This window comes from Terriglobus sp. (assembly GCF_965201105.1).
Taxonomy (GTDB): Bacteria; Acidobacteriota; Terriglobia; order Terriglobales; family Acidobacteriaceae; genus Terriglobus.
In genome coordinates, this window is record NZ_OZ241741.1 from 3,547,639 (window position 1) to 3,563,374 (window position 15,736).

Annotated in this window: 11 protein-coding genes; 1 reads left to right on the plus strand and 10 read right to left on the minus strand. The window is 62.5% G+C overall.

The genetic code is table 11. From position 1 onward, the window contains the following. Positions 1-12: 12 nt before the first annotated feature. The 4 genes from purK to ACOFKT_RS15685 all read right to left on the minus strand — a co-directional run bounded on the left by purK (position 13) and on the right by ACOFKT_RS15685 (position 3,360). Entirely contained in the window at positions 13-1,242 is a 1,230-nt protein-coding gene (purK, locus tag ACOFKT_RS15670; protein WP_419804918.1) for a 5-(carboxyamino)imidazole ribonucleotide synthase, read from the minus strand. Next, positions 1,239-1,781 carry a 5-(carboxyamino)imidazole ribonucleotide mutase gene (gene purE / locus ACOFKT_RS15675; protein ID WP_419804919.1) on the minus strand — a complete coding sequence of 181 codons (543 nt, stop codon included), beginning with the start codon at positions 1,779-1,781 and terminating at the stop codon, positions 1,239-1,241. The genes purK and purE overlap by 4 nt, the downstream gene beginning before the upstream one ends. Before the next feature lie 47 nt (positions 1,782-1,828). Continuing rightward, complete coding sequence (locus ACOFKT_RS15680; protein WP_419804920.1) at positions 1,829-2,605, minus strand: VOC family protein; 777 nt, start codon at positions 2,603-2,605, stop codon at positions 1,829-1,831. A 149-nt stretch (positions 2,606-2,754) separates the two neighbouring features. After that, complete coding sequence (locus ACOFKT_RS15685; protein WP_419804921.1) at positions 2,755-3,360, minus strand: DUF4142 domain-containing protein; 606 nt, start codon at positions 3,358-3,360, stop codon at positions 2,755-2,757. A 122-nt stretch (positions 3,361-3,482) separates the two neighbouring features. On the opposite strand from ACOFKT_RS15685, the gene ACOFKT_RS15690 reads away from it, so the two are divergent. Next, a complete protein-coding gene (locus ACOFKT_RS15690) occupies positions 3,483-6,122 on the plus strand; it encodes an AMP-binding protein (RefSeq protein ID WP_419804922.1) in 2,640 nt (879 codons plus the stop codon). A 99-nt stretch (positions 6,123-6,221) separates the two neighbouring features. On the opposite strand, the gene ACOFKT_RS15695 is transcribed toward ACOFKT_RS15690, so the two are convergent. The 6 genes from ACOFKT_RS15695 to ACOFKT_RS15720 form a co-directional block, all read right to left on the minus strand. Beyond that, a complete protein-coding gene (locus tag ACOFKT_RS15695) occupies positions 6,222-7,832 on the minus strand; it encodes a phytoene desaturase family protein (RefSeq protein ID WP_419804923.1) in 1,611 nt (536 codons plus the stop codon). A gap of 56 nt (positions 7,833-7,888) precedes the next feature. Beyond that, complete coding sequence (gene crtI / locus ACOFKT_RS15700) at positions 7,889-9,451, minus strand: phytoene desaturase family protein (protein WP_419804924.1); 1,563 nt, start codon at positions 9,449-9,451, stop codon at positions 7,889-7,891. 124 nt (positions 9,452-9,575) lie between these two features. After that, on the minus strand, positions 9,576-10,229 hold the full coding sequence (locus ACOFKT_RS15705) for an HAD family hydrolase (RefSeq protein ID WP_419804925.1): 654 nt from the start codon (positions 10,227-10,229) through the stop codon (positions 9,576-9,578). Then, the gene (locus ACOFKT_RS15710; RefSeq protein ID WP_419804926.1) at positions 10,226-10,855 is read right to left on the minus strand and encodes a nucleotidyltransferase family protein; all 630 of its coding nucleotides are present in this window, start codon (positions 10,853-10,855) and stop codon (positions 10,226-10,228) included. The genes ACOFKT_RS15705 and ACOFKT_RS15710 overlap by 4 nt, the downstream gene beginning before the upstream one ends. Before the next feature lie 525 nt (positions 10,856-11,380). Beyond that, positions 11,381-14,758: a carboxypeptidase regulatory-like domain-containing protein gene (locus ACOFKT_RS15715; RefSeq protein WP_419804927.1), complete on the minus strand. Its 3,378-nt coding sequence runs from the start codon at positions 14,756-14,758 to the stop codon at positions 11,381-11,383. A gap of 85 nt (positions 14,759-14,843) precedes the next feature. Next, on the minus strand, positions 14,844-15,668 hold the full coding sequence (locus ACOFKT_RS15720; protein WP_419804928.1) for a hypothetical protein: 825 nt from the start codon (positions 15,666-15,668) through the stop codon (positions 14,844-14,846). Between the last annotated feature and the right edge of the window lie 68 nt (positions 15,669-15,736).

Here is a 15,736-nt window from a genome sequence, read left to right on the forward strand (position 1 = left end):
GCGACGCCCGGCCTACAGCGCGGCCTTGGCTTGCAGCACCCGCTCGCGGGCCTCTTCGGCGGTAGCGCCCACCGCGCTTAGATGGCCCATCTTGCGTCCCTTGCGAGGCTTCAGCTTTTCATACAACGTCAGGCGAACGGTTGGCGTTGCAAGCGCGGCGTCAAAGCGCGGCTCGCGTTCCGTGCCATCCTCATTCAGCCACACGTCGCCGAGCAGATTGGCAATCGCAGTGGGCTGCACCAGCGACACTTCGCCCAGCGGCAGGTCGCAGGCGGCGCGCACGGCCTGCTCAAACTGGCTTGTCACGCACGCGCGCTCAGAGCCGTGGTAGCTGTTGTGCGGCCTCGGTGCAAGTTCGTTCACGAGCAGTTCCCCGCCCACTGTCACAAACATTTCCACCGCGAGCAGACCCTCCAGCACGAACGTTTCCGCGATGCCACGTGCGATCTCCGCTGCTTGCGCGGCGAGCTCCGGAGAGACCGACGCCGGGATTACGCTCCAACTAAGAATCTGATTTTCGTGGAAATTTTCAGCAGGCGGGTAGACACAGATCTCGCCGCTGGGCGAACGCGCAACCATGATGCTGATTTCTTTTTCAAGATGGAGTGCGCGTTCCACAATGCACTGCGCGGCACCCACGTCCTGCCAGCCCTCGGCAATCGCGGCAGCGTCGACCGCCGTGCCATCGAAGCCGAGCTTCGCCTGGCCTCGGCCGTCATACCCGCCGTGCGCGGACTTCGCAAACACAGGGCCGTTCAAGTCGCGAACCGCTGCCGCAAGCTCTTCCTGCGAGTGCGCGGCGCGGAACGCTCCGACGGGAAAGCCGTTCCGCGCAAGCCACTGCTTCTGTTCGACCCGGTTCTGGATGATGGCGAGCATCGTTGCACCGGGACGCACGGGCGCCCAGCGCGCGGCTTCCTCCAAGCTGGTGATGGATACCTGCTCAATTTCAAGCGTCACGGCAGAGCATTCGCGTGCCAGGTTGGCAGCAGCCCAGCGATCGTGCCAGCCCGCCTCAACCACCGTGTCGGCGATGTACCCCGCCGGACAGGCCGGGTCAGGGTCCAGCACGTGCACTTTGTAACCCATGCTGCGGGCGGCAATGCCCATCATGCGGCCAAGCTGGCCGCCACCAAAGATGCCGAGCGTGGCGCCGGGCAGGGCGGGGCCGCTCAACTTGCTTTGCAGGTCGTCGGGGTCGAAGGCGCGCCTGGGCTCGGCACTCTGGTTCACTTCGCTCATACCAGCTTCAGTCCTGGGCCGTGCTTGTCTGCGTCATTGTCCAGCGAAAGCGACTCCGCCAGCACTGCCCGTTCCCTGGTTTCACGCCAGCGAATCAGTTCCTGCGCGAGCTCCTGGTTGGTCGAGGCGAGCATTGCAATCGCAAACAGCGCCGCGTTCATCGCTCCGGCCTCGCCGACCGCAAAAGTCGCAACCGGCACGCCCTTGGGCATCTGCACGATGCTAAGCAACGCGTCCATGCCCTGCAGCGGGGTCGCGTTCACAGGCACGCCGAGCACGGGAACGATCGTCTTTGCGGCGAGCATGCCCGGCAGGTGCGCGGCACCGCCAGCGCCCGCGATAATGGCGCGCAGGCCGCGGCCGCCGGCGCTCTCGGCATACTCAAACAGCAGGTTCGGCGTACGGTGCGCGCTGACCACACGAGCCTCATACGGCACGCTGAACTCGGCAAGCAGCTGCGCCGCCGCATTCAGCGTCTTCCAATCACTCTTCGATCCCATGACCACGCCAACCAGTGGCGCAGCGGTTGCGTGCTGCATGGGCTGAGTATACGAGGGTGCACGCCGACGGTACGGAGGAGGCACCGTCAGCGTTTCTGCGAGTGCAGCGCGAACACCGCGCCCTGCGGGTCGTTCCCAATCGCGATCCAGGTGCCACCCGGCACCTCATGCGGTCCCATGAATACGTTTCCGCCACCTTGTCTGACACGTTCGATGGCTGCGTCCAGGCCGTCCACCGCGAAGTAGTACAGCCAATGGGTCGGCTGCCCCGCGCCCATCTTGCCGCATGAGCCACCATTCGTCGGCTGGTCGTTGGTGGAGAACATCTGGTACACGCCGCCCGGCCCCATGTCCATCGCTTCACCGCGCTTCCAGCCGAAAAGCTGCTGATACCAGGCGAAGTTCTTTTCGGGATGGTCGCTGTGCAATTCGCACCATCCAATGCTGCCGGAGCCCCCCTGCGCGGGCCTGGGTGGGGCATCGGTGCGGCCCGGCTGCATCAGGTTGAAGACGCCGCCTTCCGGATCGGCGACCGCGGCCAGCCGGCCGACGTTTGGGATCTCCATGGGTCCGTACAGGACGCGTCCGCCGGCCTCCGTCAATGCCTTCACTGCCGGATCGATGCTGGCAGTGTGAATGTATCCGGTCCAGTTTGGTGGGACGCCGGCCGGTACCGTGGGCGGCATCGCCATGATGCCCACCACGCCGCGATCGCCAGCGTGACCCACCAGGTATTGCGGACCTTCGTCAGGTCCTGGGAATCGTTCCACACGCCATCCCACAACGTTCCCATAGAACGTTGCTGCAGCCTGGGGATCGGTTGTCATCAGCTCGTACCAGATCCAGTCGTGTTCCGCGGCCATGCGCTCCTCCTGTGCCCGAAGCAACAGCGTAGCCACTTTACCGTTCGCCGGTCGTTCTGCAAAGAAGTTTTGTTGGGCTTTTTCCGTGCCGCCCCAGAAATAAAAACGCGCCCACCGGAGTGAGCGCGCCCTTTTCAAGATCTTGCAGCCTACATTCCAGCGGCTGGCGTTCCGCCCATCATCTTCACGGCCTTGTCGGCCATCATGGTGTGCTGCGCCACAACCTTCTCGCCCTTGTTGACCTTCTGCTTGAACGCGGTGTCAGTGGTGGAACTCTGCTCCTGCTTGAACAGGTCCAGCGACGTGTGATGGTCCGCATCCATGTCCATCATGTACTGCTTGTCGAAGTCAGCGCCGCTCATGGCACTCAGCGCGTCGTACTTGCTCTGGTGATCGCTGTCGAGCGCGGTCGGCGGGGTCAGGCCCCATTTTTCCGCGTAGGGCTTCATGTCGGCTTCAAGCTGGTTGTGATCGGTGATCATCTTCTGCGCGTATGCTTTCACGCGCGGGTTGGTCGCCTTTTCCTGGGCCAGTTGACTGAACTTGATCTCCGTAAAGTCGCTCTGCGAGGCGGTCGTCAAAAAGGTCTTGTCGGCATCCTGCGTGCTGGACTGGGCGTGAACGGCTGCGGTGCCGAGCAGCGTGCAGCCAAGTGCCAGGACACAAATCGTTGTGTTCTTCATCAGAATCTCCTTGGGTGGAGCCCGCAGCCGGTCGCGGCGCGAGCTTTCCATGCCCGACAAGTGGGAGTGCATAACTCGCTGCTGTTGTTGCATGCAGGCACACGTCACTGCACGCCACAACTTCTCGTGAAGCAGCGCATCAACTCCACGCGCGTTGCTGTGTGCCGCATCGAAATGCAAAGGAGCCGTATTCCTTGCCCCGATTGCACCTTGCGAGCCTGATCGACGACTTTCGCGCCCACGCGACGGAGACGGCGGTCGTCGAACATCGCGGCGTGCGGAGCTATCGCACCAGCTATGGCGAGCTTGCAACCATGGCGGGACGGTTCGCGGCGGAGTTGGCCGAGCGTGGCATCGGCCCCGGCGAACGCGTTCTGCTGTGGGGCGCAAACGGGGCACCGTGGATTGCGGTGTTCTTCGGCTGCCTGCTGCGCGGCGTGCTGGTGGTGCCACTGGACACGGCGGGCTCTCCCGAATTTGCAAGCCGCGTGCTGGCCGACGTTTCACCCAGGCTGGTGGTCGCAGATGCCGGGAAGCTCCCGTTGCTACGCGCCGCAATGGCCGGGCGAAACACGGCTTCGCTTGACCTATCCGGCCTCGCGCAGGTGCTTCCGGACAAACCCGACTTCCGCGTCGATCCCGTGGTGGAGCCGGATTCGCCGTTCCAGATCATCTTCACCTCTGGCACCACAAGCGAGCCGAAGGGCATCGTTCACACGCATCGCAACGTTTTGGCGAGCCTGACGCCGATTGAAACGGAGATCGCGAAGTACCGCCGTTACGAGCGCTGGGTTCACCCACTGCGGTTCCTGCACACGCTGCCGTTGAGCCACGTCTTCGGTCAATTCATGGGTCTGTGGATCCCGGGCGTGCTGGGCGCGGAGTTGCACTTTTCCGACGCCCTGGATGCCGGCCGCGTGGTTGCGCTGATCCGCCACGAACGCGTCAGCGTGCTCGTCGCGGTGCCGCGCGTCCTGGCCCTGTTGCGTGCTTTTCTGTTGAGCGAACGGCCAGGGCTACAGCAGCAGCTGGACGCCGCCGCAGGGGTATCCATGCTGAAGCGTTGGTGGCGTTTCCGTGACGTACATCGGCAGTTTGGATTGAAATTCTGGGCCGTGATCTCCGGTGGCGCTTCCCTGCCGCCCGAGCTGGAGCAGTTCTGGAACCGGCTCGGCTTCGCTCTGGTGCAGGGCTACGGCATGACCGAAACCGCCGCGCTGGTCACGCTGAATCACCCGTTCCGCATAGGGCAGGGCACCATTGGCAAGGCGCTGCCGGGACGCGAGGTGCGGCTGAGCGACACGGGCGAGTTGCTGGTGCGCGGTGACGTGGTTGCCCGTTCCGAATGGAAAGGTGGCCGCCTGCAGCAGCGTAACCACGACTGGCTCGCGACCGGCGACCTGGCGGAACAGAATGAGGCCGGTGAGTTCCGGTTTGTGGGCCGCAAAGGTGACAGCATCGTTACGTCGAGCGGCCTGAACGTTCACCCCGCCGACCTGGAAGCGGCCATGCTGCGGCAGCCCGGTGTGCAGGGCTGCGCCGTGGTGCCGTGCGAGTTTCCAACCGGTCCCGAGCCGGTCTGCATCGTGCTGTTTGCGGGCGATGATGCTGCACTGGACAGAGTCGTTCGCGCGGCCAACGCCGAGCTTGCGGAGTTCCAGCAGATGCGGCGTGTGCTGCGCTGGCCAGAGGTCGCCTTCCCTTACACCTCGACCGGAAAGCTGCTGCGCCGCACCATCCGCGATTGGGCCTGCCGCGCTGTCACGACCGGTGCCGTGGACAGCCCCGCATTTGGTGATCCCCTGCTGCAGGCCATCGCGTCGGTCACCGGCGAGGCGGTGCCTTTTGCCCCGCAGCCCGGCCTGTTGCGGCTTTCAGAAGATCTGCATCTGGACAGCCTTGGCCGCATACAGCTTGCGTCAGCCATTGAGCAGCGCACAGGCGTGCTGCTGAGCGACGCGGCCATGGCCTCAGTGCAGACGCTAGGCGATCTTCGGGAAGCGATTGCGCTATCTCTGGCCCCGGCTCAACCGGCCATAGCAGCAAGGTCCGATGCGCACGCTCCAGGCACGATGCCGGTGACGCGCAGTACGAGCGAGCCGAAGCAGGGCTCGGTCGTGCCTGCCGCCAGGCCGGAACCTGTCGCGACACAGGCCACCTATCCGCGTTGGCCGTGGATTGCGCCGATGCGTTGGGTGCGCACCTTTTTTCTGGAAGCGGTCGTACGGCCGCTGATCGGGTTGTTCCTTGCGCCACAGGTCGTCCTGACCGCGCCATCGCCGCGCGGGCCGATGTTGCTGGTCGCGAACCACGTGACCATGCTGGATCCGGCGCTGGTGCTCTACGCCCTGCCAGCGCCACGGCGGCGGGAACTGGCCGTCATGATGTCCGGCGAGATACTTGCGGACTTTCGGTCCGGACGCCGCGCCGGCGTGGCGGGGCGTGCCGCTTACTGGCTGCTTACCGCGCTGTTCAATGTCTTCCCGCTGCCGCAACTCCAGGGTTTCCGGCAGAGCTTTGCGCATGCGGGCAAGGCGCTCGACCGTGGCATGTCGGTCCTAATCTTTCCTGAGGGCGCGCGCAGCAAAACAGGCACAATGGCACCCTTCCGCTCCGGCATCGGCCTGCTTGCCGCGAAAGCGGGAGTACCCGTGCTGCCGGTGGCGCTCATCGGCCTTGAGCGCATCCGTCCGCGCGGCGCCCGCTGGTTCCGCTCCGACGCACTGCAGGTCCGCATGGGGGAGGCGATCGCATGGAGCGCCGACCGCACCCCGGAGCAATGGACAGCGGAGCTGGAGACCCATGTACGTGCGCTGGTGCAACGCCCGGGCTAGGGCAAGAACGCCTGTAACGTCGGCAAAAGCAATTTCGCGCAAGCACGATGCGCCACCCCTGAATAGGGTGACGCATCGTGTGCTGAACCTCGCCAGAGCTTAGGCCGGGATGTGCTCCGACTCCCTGCTCATTGCCTCCGTGCCGACGAAGTGCATGTCGGAGGTGGGATTACCGTAGGCGTCAGGCTTGTCTTTGTACTGGCGGTCGAGCGCGTCCGCGGCGATCCAGCCGGACTGCAGCACCATGGGCATGCCTGGGCCGGGGTGCGCCGCACCACCCGCAAGGAAGAGACCATCCACGCCGCGGACGACGTTCGAAGGCTTGAACGCGCCACTGAACCGGCCGTGCGAGCTGAGGCCATAGATCGCGCCGTTCAGCACGCGGTAACGCTCGTGAATATCCTGCGGCGTCAGCGCTGCTTCGTAGACGATGCGATCTTCGATGTCCGGCATCTTGCCGGTGGTCTTCAGCTTGTCCAGAATCACCTGGCGGTAGCCCGGAAACATCTCGCGCCAGTCGTGGTTCGGCCGCAGGTAGGGAGTGTGTACCAGCACATACAACGCGTCGCCGCCCGCCGGCGCGGTTGCGGGTTCGGTGCGGCTGGTCGATGCCAGGTAGCAGGTGGGATCGGGCGCGGGCATGCCCATTTTATAGATGGCGTTGAACTCCTCATGCGGGTCGCGCGAGAACACGAAATCGTGATGCGCCAGGTGTTCATAGCGCTTGTTCAGACCCAGGTAGAGCACCACACCGCTGCACGCTGGCTCGTAGCTGCTGCGCCGATCGAAGCTGGCAACCACGTCCGCCGTGCCTGGCGCGCCGTCAAGCAGTTCGCGATAGGTGCGGACGCTATCTTCGTTCGACACGATCGCGTCAAAGGCATAACGCTCGCCGCCGCGCAGAGTCACTCCGTCCGCAACGGGCAGGCCGCCGGCCAGGTGCGTATTCACTCGCGCCACGTCGGCGTTTACGTGGTACTGCACACCCAGTTCCTTGCCCAGCTTGACCAACGCCTCGGGAACCGCGCGGGTGCCGCCCATCGGGTACCAGATGCCCTGCTCGGTTTGCATGTGGCCGATAGCGCACAGAATCGCAGGCGAGTTGTCCGGAGACGAGCCAACGTATTGCACGAAGTGATCGAGCATCTGCGATGCATTGTCGTCCTTGATGTACTCGCGGATCACGCCGGCCACGGTCTTGCCCAGACGCATCTTCATCACGTCCTTGAGCACGGCTGGGTCGAACATGCCGCGCATTTCCAACGTGTCCAGCATGGAGCCGATCGGCTTCCAGAAGAAGAACTTGTCGCTGATGTGGTGCAGCTCTTCGCTCATGCCCAGGAACTCGCGATACTTCTCGCCCATACCGGGCTTCACGCGGTTCAGTTCCGCCGCCATCTGGTCGGTGTTGTCCTTCAGGTCGATCACGCTGCCGTCTTCAAAAAAGCAGCGCCACGATGGGTCAAGCTTGACCATCGTGATGTAGTCGTCCAAATTGCGATTGGCCTCACCGAATATCTTGCGCAGCGTCGACGGCTGAATCAGGATTGTGGGACCCATGTCAAAGCGGAAGCCCTGCTCCTGGAGCACCGCGGCCTTGCCGCCGAGCCACGGATTCTTTTCAAACACCTCAACCTGATAACCGCGTGCGGCGAGAGTGGCTGCGGCGGAAAGCCCGGCAAGGCCGGAACCGATAACTGCGACGCGCATGAGTTCGTAGCTCCTAAATCGCTGGTGCTGCTAAATAGACGTGATTGGAAAGGAATCTACTGCACTGCCAAATCGCGGTCTCGCAAGTGCGATTGGTCGAAGGCCGATTGTGTGAAGTTCCACGCCGGCTTGATGCCAAGGTCGTCCAGAAGCAGCTTTGACGAAATGCGGGCCGATTCAAAGATGACCGGAAGCCCCGAACCGGGATGTGTCCCACCACCAGCGAGGTATACGCCTTCGGTTTCTTCAAATCGATTGTGCGGGCGCAGGTGCAGCATTTGGCGAAGCGAATGCGCCATGGAAAAAGTCGATCCCTTGTGCAAAGCGAACTCAGCCGCCCAGTTTGCCGGCGTCAGGATGCGCTCGGAGCGGATCCGCTTGCGCACATCACCCATGCCGATATTGGCCATCTGGTCGAGCACGCGCTCACGGAACGGCGCAACGTCACGCTTCCAGTCCACAGCATTACAGCTATGCGTTACCGGCGCGAGCACATAAAGCGAACTCATGCCCTTGGGCGCAAGCGACTCGTCGCTCACCGAAGCGTTCTGAACATAGATGGATGGGTCGGCCGACAAGGTGTGACCCTTCTCGATGTCGTGCAGGTTTCCGCGATAGTCCTTTGCCAGGTAAATCGTATGGTGCGACACGTTGTCATATAGACCATCCACACCCAGGTACAGCATGAATGTCGAACAGCTATGGTCCTTCTTCTCAATGTTCTCGTCAGTCCAGCGCGACCGCAGATGCTGCGGAATCATCCGTTTGGCAGCCTCTGCGAACTCGGCATTCATCACGACCGAGTCGGCCTGGATGGTCCGCTTTTCCGTACGAACGCCGTTGGCCTTACGCCCCTCGAAGCAGATGGCTTCCACGTCTTCGTTCAGCAGAATGGTGACGCCCATCTCTTCGCAGATGCGAGCCATGGCACGTGTCACCGCGCCGCAACCACCCACCGGATGAAAGACGCCATACTCATATTCAAGAAAGCTGAGAATCGAGAACAGCCCCGGGCAGCGAAACGGCGACATACCCAAATACTTCGATTGGAAAGAAAAGCCGAGGCGGATGCGCTCGTCGCTGAAGTACTGCCGCAACTCCTGATCCAGCGACTTCCACGGCGCCAGAATCGGCAGCAGCTTCAGCATCTCCGGCTTTGCCAGGTCGCGCCAGCTCTCGAACGGCGACTCCAGAAACGGCAGAAACCGCTGCAGTTTGTTGCGGTTGTCGCGCATGAAGTTCTGGAAGTTTTTCGCATCGGCGGGACATAGCTTCGCGATGGCGGCTTCCATACGGTCGTGGTCCCCGGTCGCGAGCAGTTCACCGCCCGTTCCGAACATGAGCCGGTATTGCGGATCAAGCCGCACCATCGGCACCTCGCGGTTCAACGAGTATCCAGCTGCCGAAAATATCTCGCTCAGCACACGTGGGTACAGGAAGAACGTCGGGCCATAATCGAAACGGAAGCCGTCCTGCTCAAAGGTGGACGTGCGGCCACCGGCGTGACCGCGTTTTTCGACCACGGTTACATCGACGCCGGAGGCCGCCAGCAACATGGCGCTGGCGAGACCGCCCGGGCCTGCGCCCACGACAACAACACGCTTCTGCATGGAACTCATTCAACTTCCTACGATGCTGAAACGGCGAAGTTTGTGTTCGGCGACAGGCCACGCGCCCCGCCAACTATTGAAAGAACTGCCAGCTTTGTATCACGCGATAAAAGGGAACTGCCTGTAGCGCATCTCACCCGGTTGCGCCTTCCAGGCCCAGAGCCGCGGCATTGGCTTGCATGGCACCCAAACACCTCCCGATGTGCTCCTCCACGGAGAGCCCCAGCAGCTCCGCGCCAGCCGTAATATCCTCGCGCAACACGCCGCGGGCAAAGGCTTTGTCCTTCATCTTCTTGCGAACGCCCGAAACCTCCACATCGTGAATGCTCCGGCTTGGCTTCACCAGGGCGCATGCGGTCAGAAACCCGCTTAGCTCATCCGAGGCGAATAACGCCCGATCCAGATGCGATTCCCGCGGCGTTCCGGTGTAGTCAGCATGTGCCAGAATGGCGTGCCGGATCGGCTCGGGCCAGCCCTGCTCCTCCAGCACCTTGTTGCCGACCCACACGTGCTCATCCAGCGAGGGATGCTTCTCATAGTCGAAATCGTGAAGCAGGGCGGCAATGCGGTACGGCTCCACGAACGCAACCGCGTCCTCTGCGGACAAGCCCAGCCGCGCGGCTTCCCGTTCGCCATACGCTGCGGTGCAGGTTTCCACAGCCATCGCATGCTTCAGCAGACTCGGCGAGCTGGTCCACTCATGCAGCAGCGTCAGAGCACGCTCGCGTGTGTAGGCGCCCTCGGCGTTTCCCGGCACGGCTTCTGTTCCGTCGATCGCGGCACTCATGGCTTGATGGTAGCGCCCCCACGCTGCGGGGATGGTGCCTCAACGCTAAGCTGCGCCAGGTCCCCGGGTGTGTCGATGTCGATCTCGCCACCGGGCAACGGCAGCTGCAACACGTCATCGTGCTGCAGCAGGTCGCGCGCTCCACGATCGCCGGACAGATGCTGCAGCGCGTGAAAGCTGAACTCTGGAAACAGCGCCGGTACACCGCGGCGGCTGGAATAGGTGGACGCCACCACGTGCTCGCGGTGGGAAGCGGCAACCAGTTCACGCAGGTGCCCGGGTGTCACCGCGACCTGGTCACAGGTGAGCACCAACAGATCGTCTACATTGTGGCGTTCGGCTGCGGCGGCAGCCAGGGCGATGCTGGTGCCCATGCCTTCTGCCCAACGCTGGTTCAGCAGAACGCGCAGCTCCGGCTGGTACGGCTGCAGCACCCGAAAAATGGGTTGATAGTTCGCGCCCAGCACGGCAAACACGGTCTGCGCACCGGCTTCGTGCGCGATCCGCACCATCCGTTCCACCAGCGTCTCGCCCCCAAACTGCAACAACTGCTTGGGCTGGCCCAGGCGGGTGGATGCCCCGGCCGCCAGGATGACCGCGCCCAGATGACGCCTTCCGTCTGTCAACTTTAACCTCTGCCCCTTTTTGATGCAGTTTGAACGCAAGTTCACGTGACTGCAGCAGATCCTGACGTCGGAAGGTGGCTTGTTATCGATGACGGCGAGCAACTACGCGTAAATGCAGCGCAACTGTGCCACGCACGGCATGATTTCCTGACGTACGGAGCCACCTGTCCACCCAAAAGAGCCAGTACGGAACAGGCGCCCATCCTTTACCGTCAAAGTGCGGCGTTGGTAACCGCCGCAACGACAAAGGCCCGGCAGCAACCGGGCCCTGTCGAGAAAGGAGGTTTGCGATGAGCGCAAAACCTACCTGGACGGAGCAGATGAAACTTCTGCTCCAGCTCCTCGGTATGCTTGCTGGGCTGGCGATACAGGGCGTGACCCTGTACAACCTGCTCCACAAGTAATCTCGGAGTGAACCTACCGGGGTCGTTGATGCAGCAACATCAGCGGCTCCGGTAGTTATGATGCGCCTGACCGCACCAGGAACGCAATACTTTTATCCGCCGCCATGTTGATCAGAAGTCCCTATCTGCGTAGCCGCAACGCAAACTGCGCCACGCGCGGGTCTGTCGTGGTTGCGGTAATGCTGCCGAATGCCGCGCTGCCGAAAGACCCGTTCGGCTGCGCAAATGCCGGCGTGTTGGTTACGTCGAAAAGCTCGGCGCGAAACTCCGCCGTGAACTTTTCTCCGAAGCGGGTGTTCTTCACCAGAGCCAAGTCCAGATCGCGGTAGGCCGGCCCGCGCACCGCGTTGCGCGATGCGTTCCCAAAGGTAAACTGCGGCGCGGTCGCGAACGCAGCCGTGTTGAAGAAGCGCGCAGGCGTCCGGTCGGGAGGCGCAAGATCTGGCTTACCGACTCGATTCGGCCGCTGCAGCGACACACCCAACGAGCTGTTGTTGTTCGTCGCTTGCGTGACCGTCACGGGCATGCCGCTCTGCATGGTAAAGATGCCGTTCACCTGCCATCCGCCCAGTCCGCCCGCCAGCACGCCGTGGCCGCGAAACTCCGGCAAGTTATAGATCGCGGACGCCGTCAGCACATTTGGCATATCTCCGCCGGATACGTCCCGCTCCAAATACGGCCGGTAGGTATCTGCCGCGACCAGCGAACTGGTATTCGGCGAGCTCAGCACCGTGGATGAGAACACGCTACCGGCATCGTCGATCAGCCGTGAATGCGTGTAGCTGAACAACACATACAGGTTGTGGCTCATGCGCTGCTCAACTTTGGCCTCGATCGCGTTGTAGTTCGTCGTGCCCGTGTTGTTGCGGTAGACGGCTACATTCTGGAACCGGGGAAACGGCTTCAGCAGTTGCGCATTCGTAATGGTCCTGCGCCCCAGCGGGCTGCTCACCGGAACCTGGCCGTAGTACGGATTCGCCACCGAACTCAACAGCGTGGAGCCGGACTGCAAACCTGTCGAAATCTGGTCCGACGTGAGCTGATTAATATTCCGGTCCGGAATGCCTACGTGCACGATGTGCGATCCGACGTATGCCATATCAAAGCTCAGGTTGTTCGTCAGCGAACGCTGCACCGCCAGGTTCCATTGCTCCACATACCCTGACCCTTCGCTGCGGACCGCGGTGTACACGCTCTGCCCCAGGCCGGCGTTCGGCGTCAGCGAAACCGGGGCCACGCTCGGCCCGTTGCGCAGCGCAAACGCCGGGGTCAGGTTGTCGAGCGTCGGCTGCTGCACATTTTGAATAAACGGGTACTGCGGCGTGGTGAACGGTGTCGTAATGCCGCTCTGGTCGATGAAGACGATGCCGAAGCCGGAGCGGATCACCGTCTTCGAGTCGAATGAGTAGGCGAGACCAAAGCGCGGGGCCACGTTGTCCCAATGCAGCTCACGCGCGGTGCGTGGAAAGCCACTTGCGCCCAGGTAGTCCAGCACCTGCGTCTGCGTGTTGAAGATGGCGCCCTGGTTGTGCGTTTCCGTCGAGGGCAGGTGCAGCGTCCATCGCAAACCTGCATTCACGACCAGATTCGGCGTGGCGCGCCAATCGTCCTGCACAAAGAACTCGTAGATGAAATCGCGTGGCCGGATCGTCCGGTTCTGCAGGTCGATGGAGAATGTGTCCACCTGCCCCAGCAGAAAACTTGCGAAGCTGTTGCCGCCCACCGTCGCCGCGGATCCCGCTGCCGTTTGCGTATCGGTGCCGGTCACGGTGAACGCGAACGAACCCTGCGGATTCGGCGGAGCAATGGTGTTCAGTTCGTACAGCCGCGCATCCACGCCGGCCTTGATCGAGTGCGCGCCGCGCGTGAAGATCACGTCATCCACCAGTTCGCCCACACTGGTCTGGTATCGCGCGTTGGTGCTGGCCGACGGCCCGATCTGCTGAAAACCGGTCAATGTAAACAGCGGCAACGCATTGTTGAACGCTGCATTGTTCGGAATGCCGGGAATGCCCAGCGCCGCCGAAGCATTGCCACTCAGTACGGCACCCTGCTGCGTGTTGCCGCGCCGCGTGTAGCCCAGCCGCAACTCGTTCGCCAGCCCCGGCGTAAACACGTGCGATTCGTTCACCACCGCTTGTTGTCCCAGGATATGCGTGAGCCCGGCGACGTTGCCGGTGCCGATCGCCGTGCCGGAGATGGCGCCGGAACCCTCTGGGAATGGCGTCACCGGCTGCTCGACCTCGCTGTAGTACGTGTAGCGCGCGAACGCACGATCGTGCACACCCTTCGCGCCATCTACGCGAAAGTCGAACTGCTGCTGGTGATCGTCGTCGTTGCCCGTGCGACTGTAGTTGCTGGAACCCGTGGTGTTGGGCAGCGGAATGCGATGGAGCAGCGCCACGGCCACAGGATCGAAGCGGCCCGGGTCGATCCTGTTCTGTGTGAATTGAGTGCGAACAATGCGGCCATTCGCCATGGTCGCCGTGGTATTCGGGTCGTAAACCGCCATTGCACCGAAGTTGCCCGCGCGTTGCGCCGCGGTCGGCACCGTCGACAGCCGCGTGACGCCGACCCGCTGCAGAATGCCCTGGTACCCCGCGAAGAAGAACAGCCGGTCACGCAGCATCGGGCCGCCCAGTGTTCCGCCGAACAGGTTGCGGCGATACTCCGGCTTGCGCTGCGGTCCAGCGGCGGTCGGCCGCGCGAAGTAATTACGCGCGTTCAGGTCCTCGTTACGCAGGAATTCATACACGCTGCCGTGAAGCTCCTTCGTGCCCGAACGTGTCGCCACGTTCACCACGCCGCCATTGAATCGTCCGTACTCGGCGGGCACATTGTTTGCCGCAACCGTGAACTCGGCAATGTCATCCACAATGGGAAAGAATGCCACCTGCCCCGGCTCCGGCTGCAGCGCGCTGATGCCGTCGTACAGATACTCGTTCGTCCGCGGTCGTCCGCCGTTGATGCGCGGCAGCAACGTGCCGGGCGGCAACTCCACACCCGGCGCAAGCTGTGCCAGCTGCACAAAATTGCGCGAGTTCAACGGCAGCGTGACTACGGTGTGGCCGGGAATCGTGGTCTGAATATCCGACGTGCTGTTTTGCAGGAGTGGCGCGTCCGACGTGACGGTCACGCTGTCGCTCCCGGACCCGACGGTAAGCGGCAGGTCCAGGCCAACAGTCGTTCCGGTGCTCACCGTCACATTCGCGCGGTCGTACCTGTTGAAGCCGCCTGCGGAAACGTGAAGGCGGTACACGCTGGAAACCAGGTTCGGAAAATCGTACGTGCCCGCACCGGTCGTGGTTTGCGTCTGCTGCACGCCGGTCCGCGCATCGGTCAGCACCACAGTTGCGCCGCTCACCGCAGCTCCGGACGCGTCGGTGATCCGCCCTTTCAGGTCACCCAGCACCTGGGCCTCAAGTAAGGGCTGCGCCAAAATACAGCACAGGCACAGCGTGGCAACCTGAACTGCGAAACCATACGAATCAAAACGCATACGTCGAATCTATGCGTTTCGATTCAAAGTGGAAAGCGCGCCGGGCCTGAACTCGCTAAGGCCGCCTCGCAGAAGCGGCACCAGTCTACTTCTTTGGCGGCGCCTGCTGCGGAACCTCTTCCACCCCGGTCAGGATGCGCGCGCTCGATCGGTAGCGCTTGTAATCGGTGTACTTCACGATCGACTTCACGTGCACGTCCTGCGCCATGGAACCACCGCCGCCGGAAAAGTGCAGCGTGCCCTCGGCCTTGGTGTAGGTCGGAAACCAGTATTTGCCGTCGATCTGCTCGTAATACGTACTGAAGGGCGGCGACAGGTTTTCATGCCCGCGGCGTACATCGTCGGGCACATTCTTGCCGCTGGCCAGCACAATCTGCAGGTCCTGCTGGTCAACCCAAACCCTGCCTTGAAAGTAGCGTTTGTTCTTCTCGATCGTCTTCGGCTCCACGTTGAAAACGTATGTGTCCAGTTCGTCCACACGCTGCCGGCCAAGGTAGCTCACGTTGTACTCCGGCAGCTGCTCCGATGTCAGGATGAACGGCAACCGGTGTACCACGTCATCCAAGTCTTCGCGCGTCAGAATCACCCGCTCCAGCGTGTTCTGGGGCGCAAACAGCACATTCTCCGTGCGGCGGCCGTCGCTGGAAAAGCCAATGTCACTGATTTCGTGGTACTCGCCATCCGGCCGGTTGGTGTCGTCGTTGATGGTCTGAAACTTCACATCCTGCTTGAAAACGTAGTTGTCGCGCGCCTTCGCGAACTCCGCTTCCCGCGCACCCATGGCCGTCACAATCTGCTCCGGCGTCTTACCGGTGGGCATGTCAGGTTGAATCGGACCGAAGCCCTCCTGCGCCAGGGCGGCAGAGCCGACAAGGGTGACAGCAGCAAGCAGAAGACCAAAACGGCGCAAACATCCAGGCATCATCACACTGGATTAGACGCCGCCAAGCCCCTGGAGTCGCGCCACCACTTCTCGAA

Bases quoted from the DNA above. Each gene is read 5' to 3' on its own strand.
- ACOFKT_RS15695 (WP_419804923.1), bottom strand. From the start codon at position 7,832: ATGCGCGTCGCAGTTATCGGTTCCGGCCTTGCCGGGCTTTCCGCCGCA.
- ACOFKT_RS15705 (WP_419804925.1), bottom strand. From the start codon at position 10,229: ATGAGTGCCGCGATCGACGGAACAGAAGCCGTGCCGGGAAACGCCGAG.
- purE (WP_419804919.1), bottom strand. From the start codon at position 1,781: ATGCAGCACGCAACCGCTGCGCCACTGGTTGGCGTGGTCATGGGATCG.
- crtI (WP_419804924.1), bottom strand. From the start codon at position 9,451: ATGAGTTCCATGCAGAAGCGTGTTGTTGTCGTGGGCGCAGGCCCGGGC.
- purK (WP_419804918.1), bottom strand. From the start codon at position 1,242: ATGAGCGAAGTGAACCAGAGTGCCGAGCCCAGGCGCGCCTTCGACCCC.
- ACOFKT_RS15685 (WP_419804921.1), bottom strand. From the start codon at position 3,360: ATGCACTCCCACTTGTCGGGCATGGAAAGCTCGCGCCGCGACCGGCTG.
- ACOFKT_RS15680 (WP_419804920.1), bottom strand. From the start codon at position 2,605: ATGGCCGCGGAACACGACTGGATCTGGTACGAGCTGATGACAACCGAT.
- ACOFKT_RS15715 (WP_419804927.1), bottom strand. From the start codon at position 14,758: ATGCGTTTTGATTCGTATGGTTTCGCAGTTCAGGTTGCCACGCTGTGC.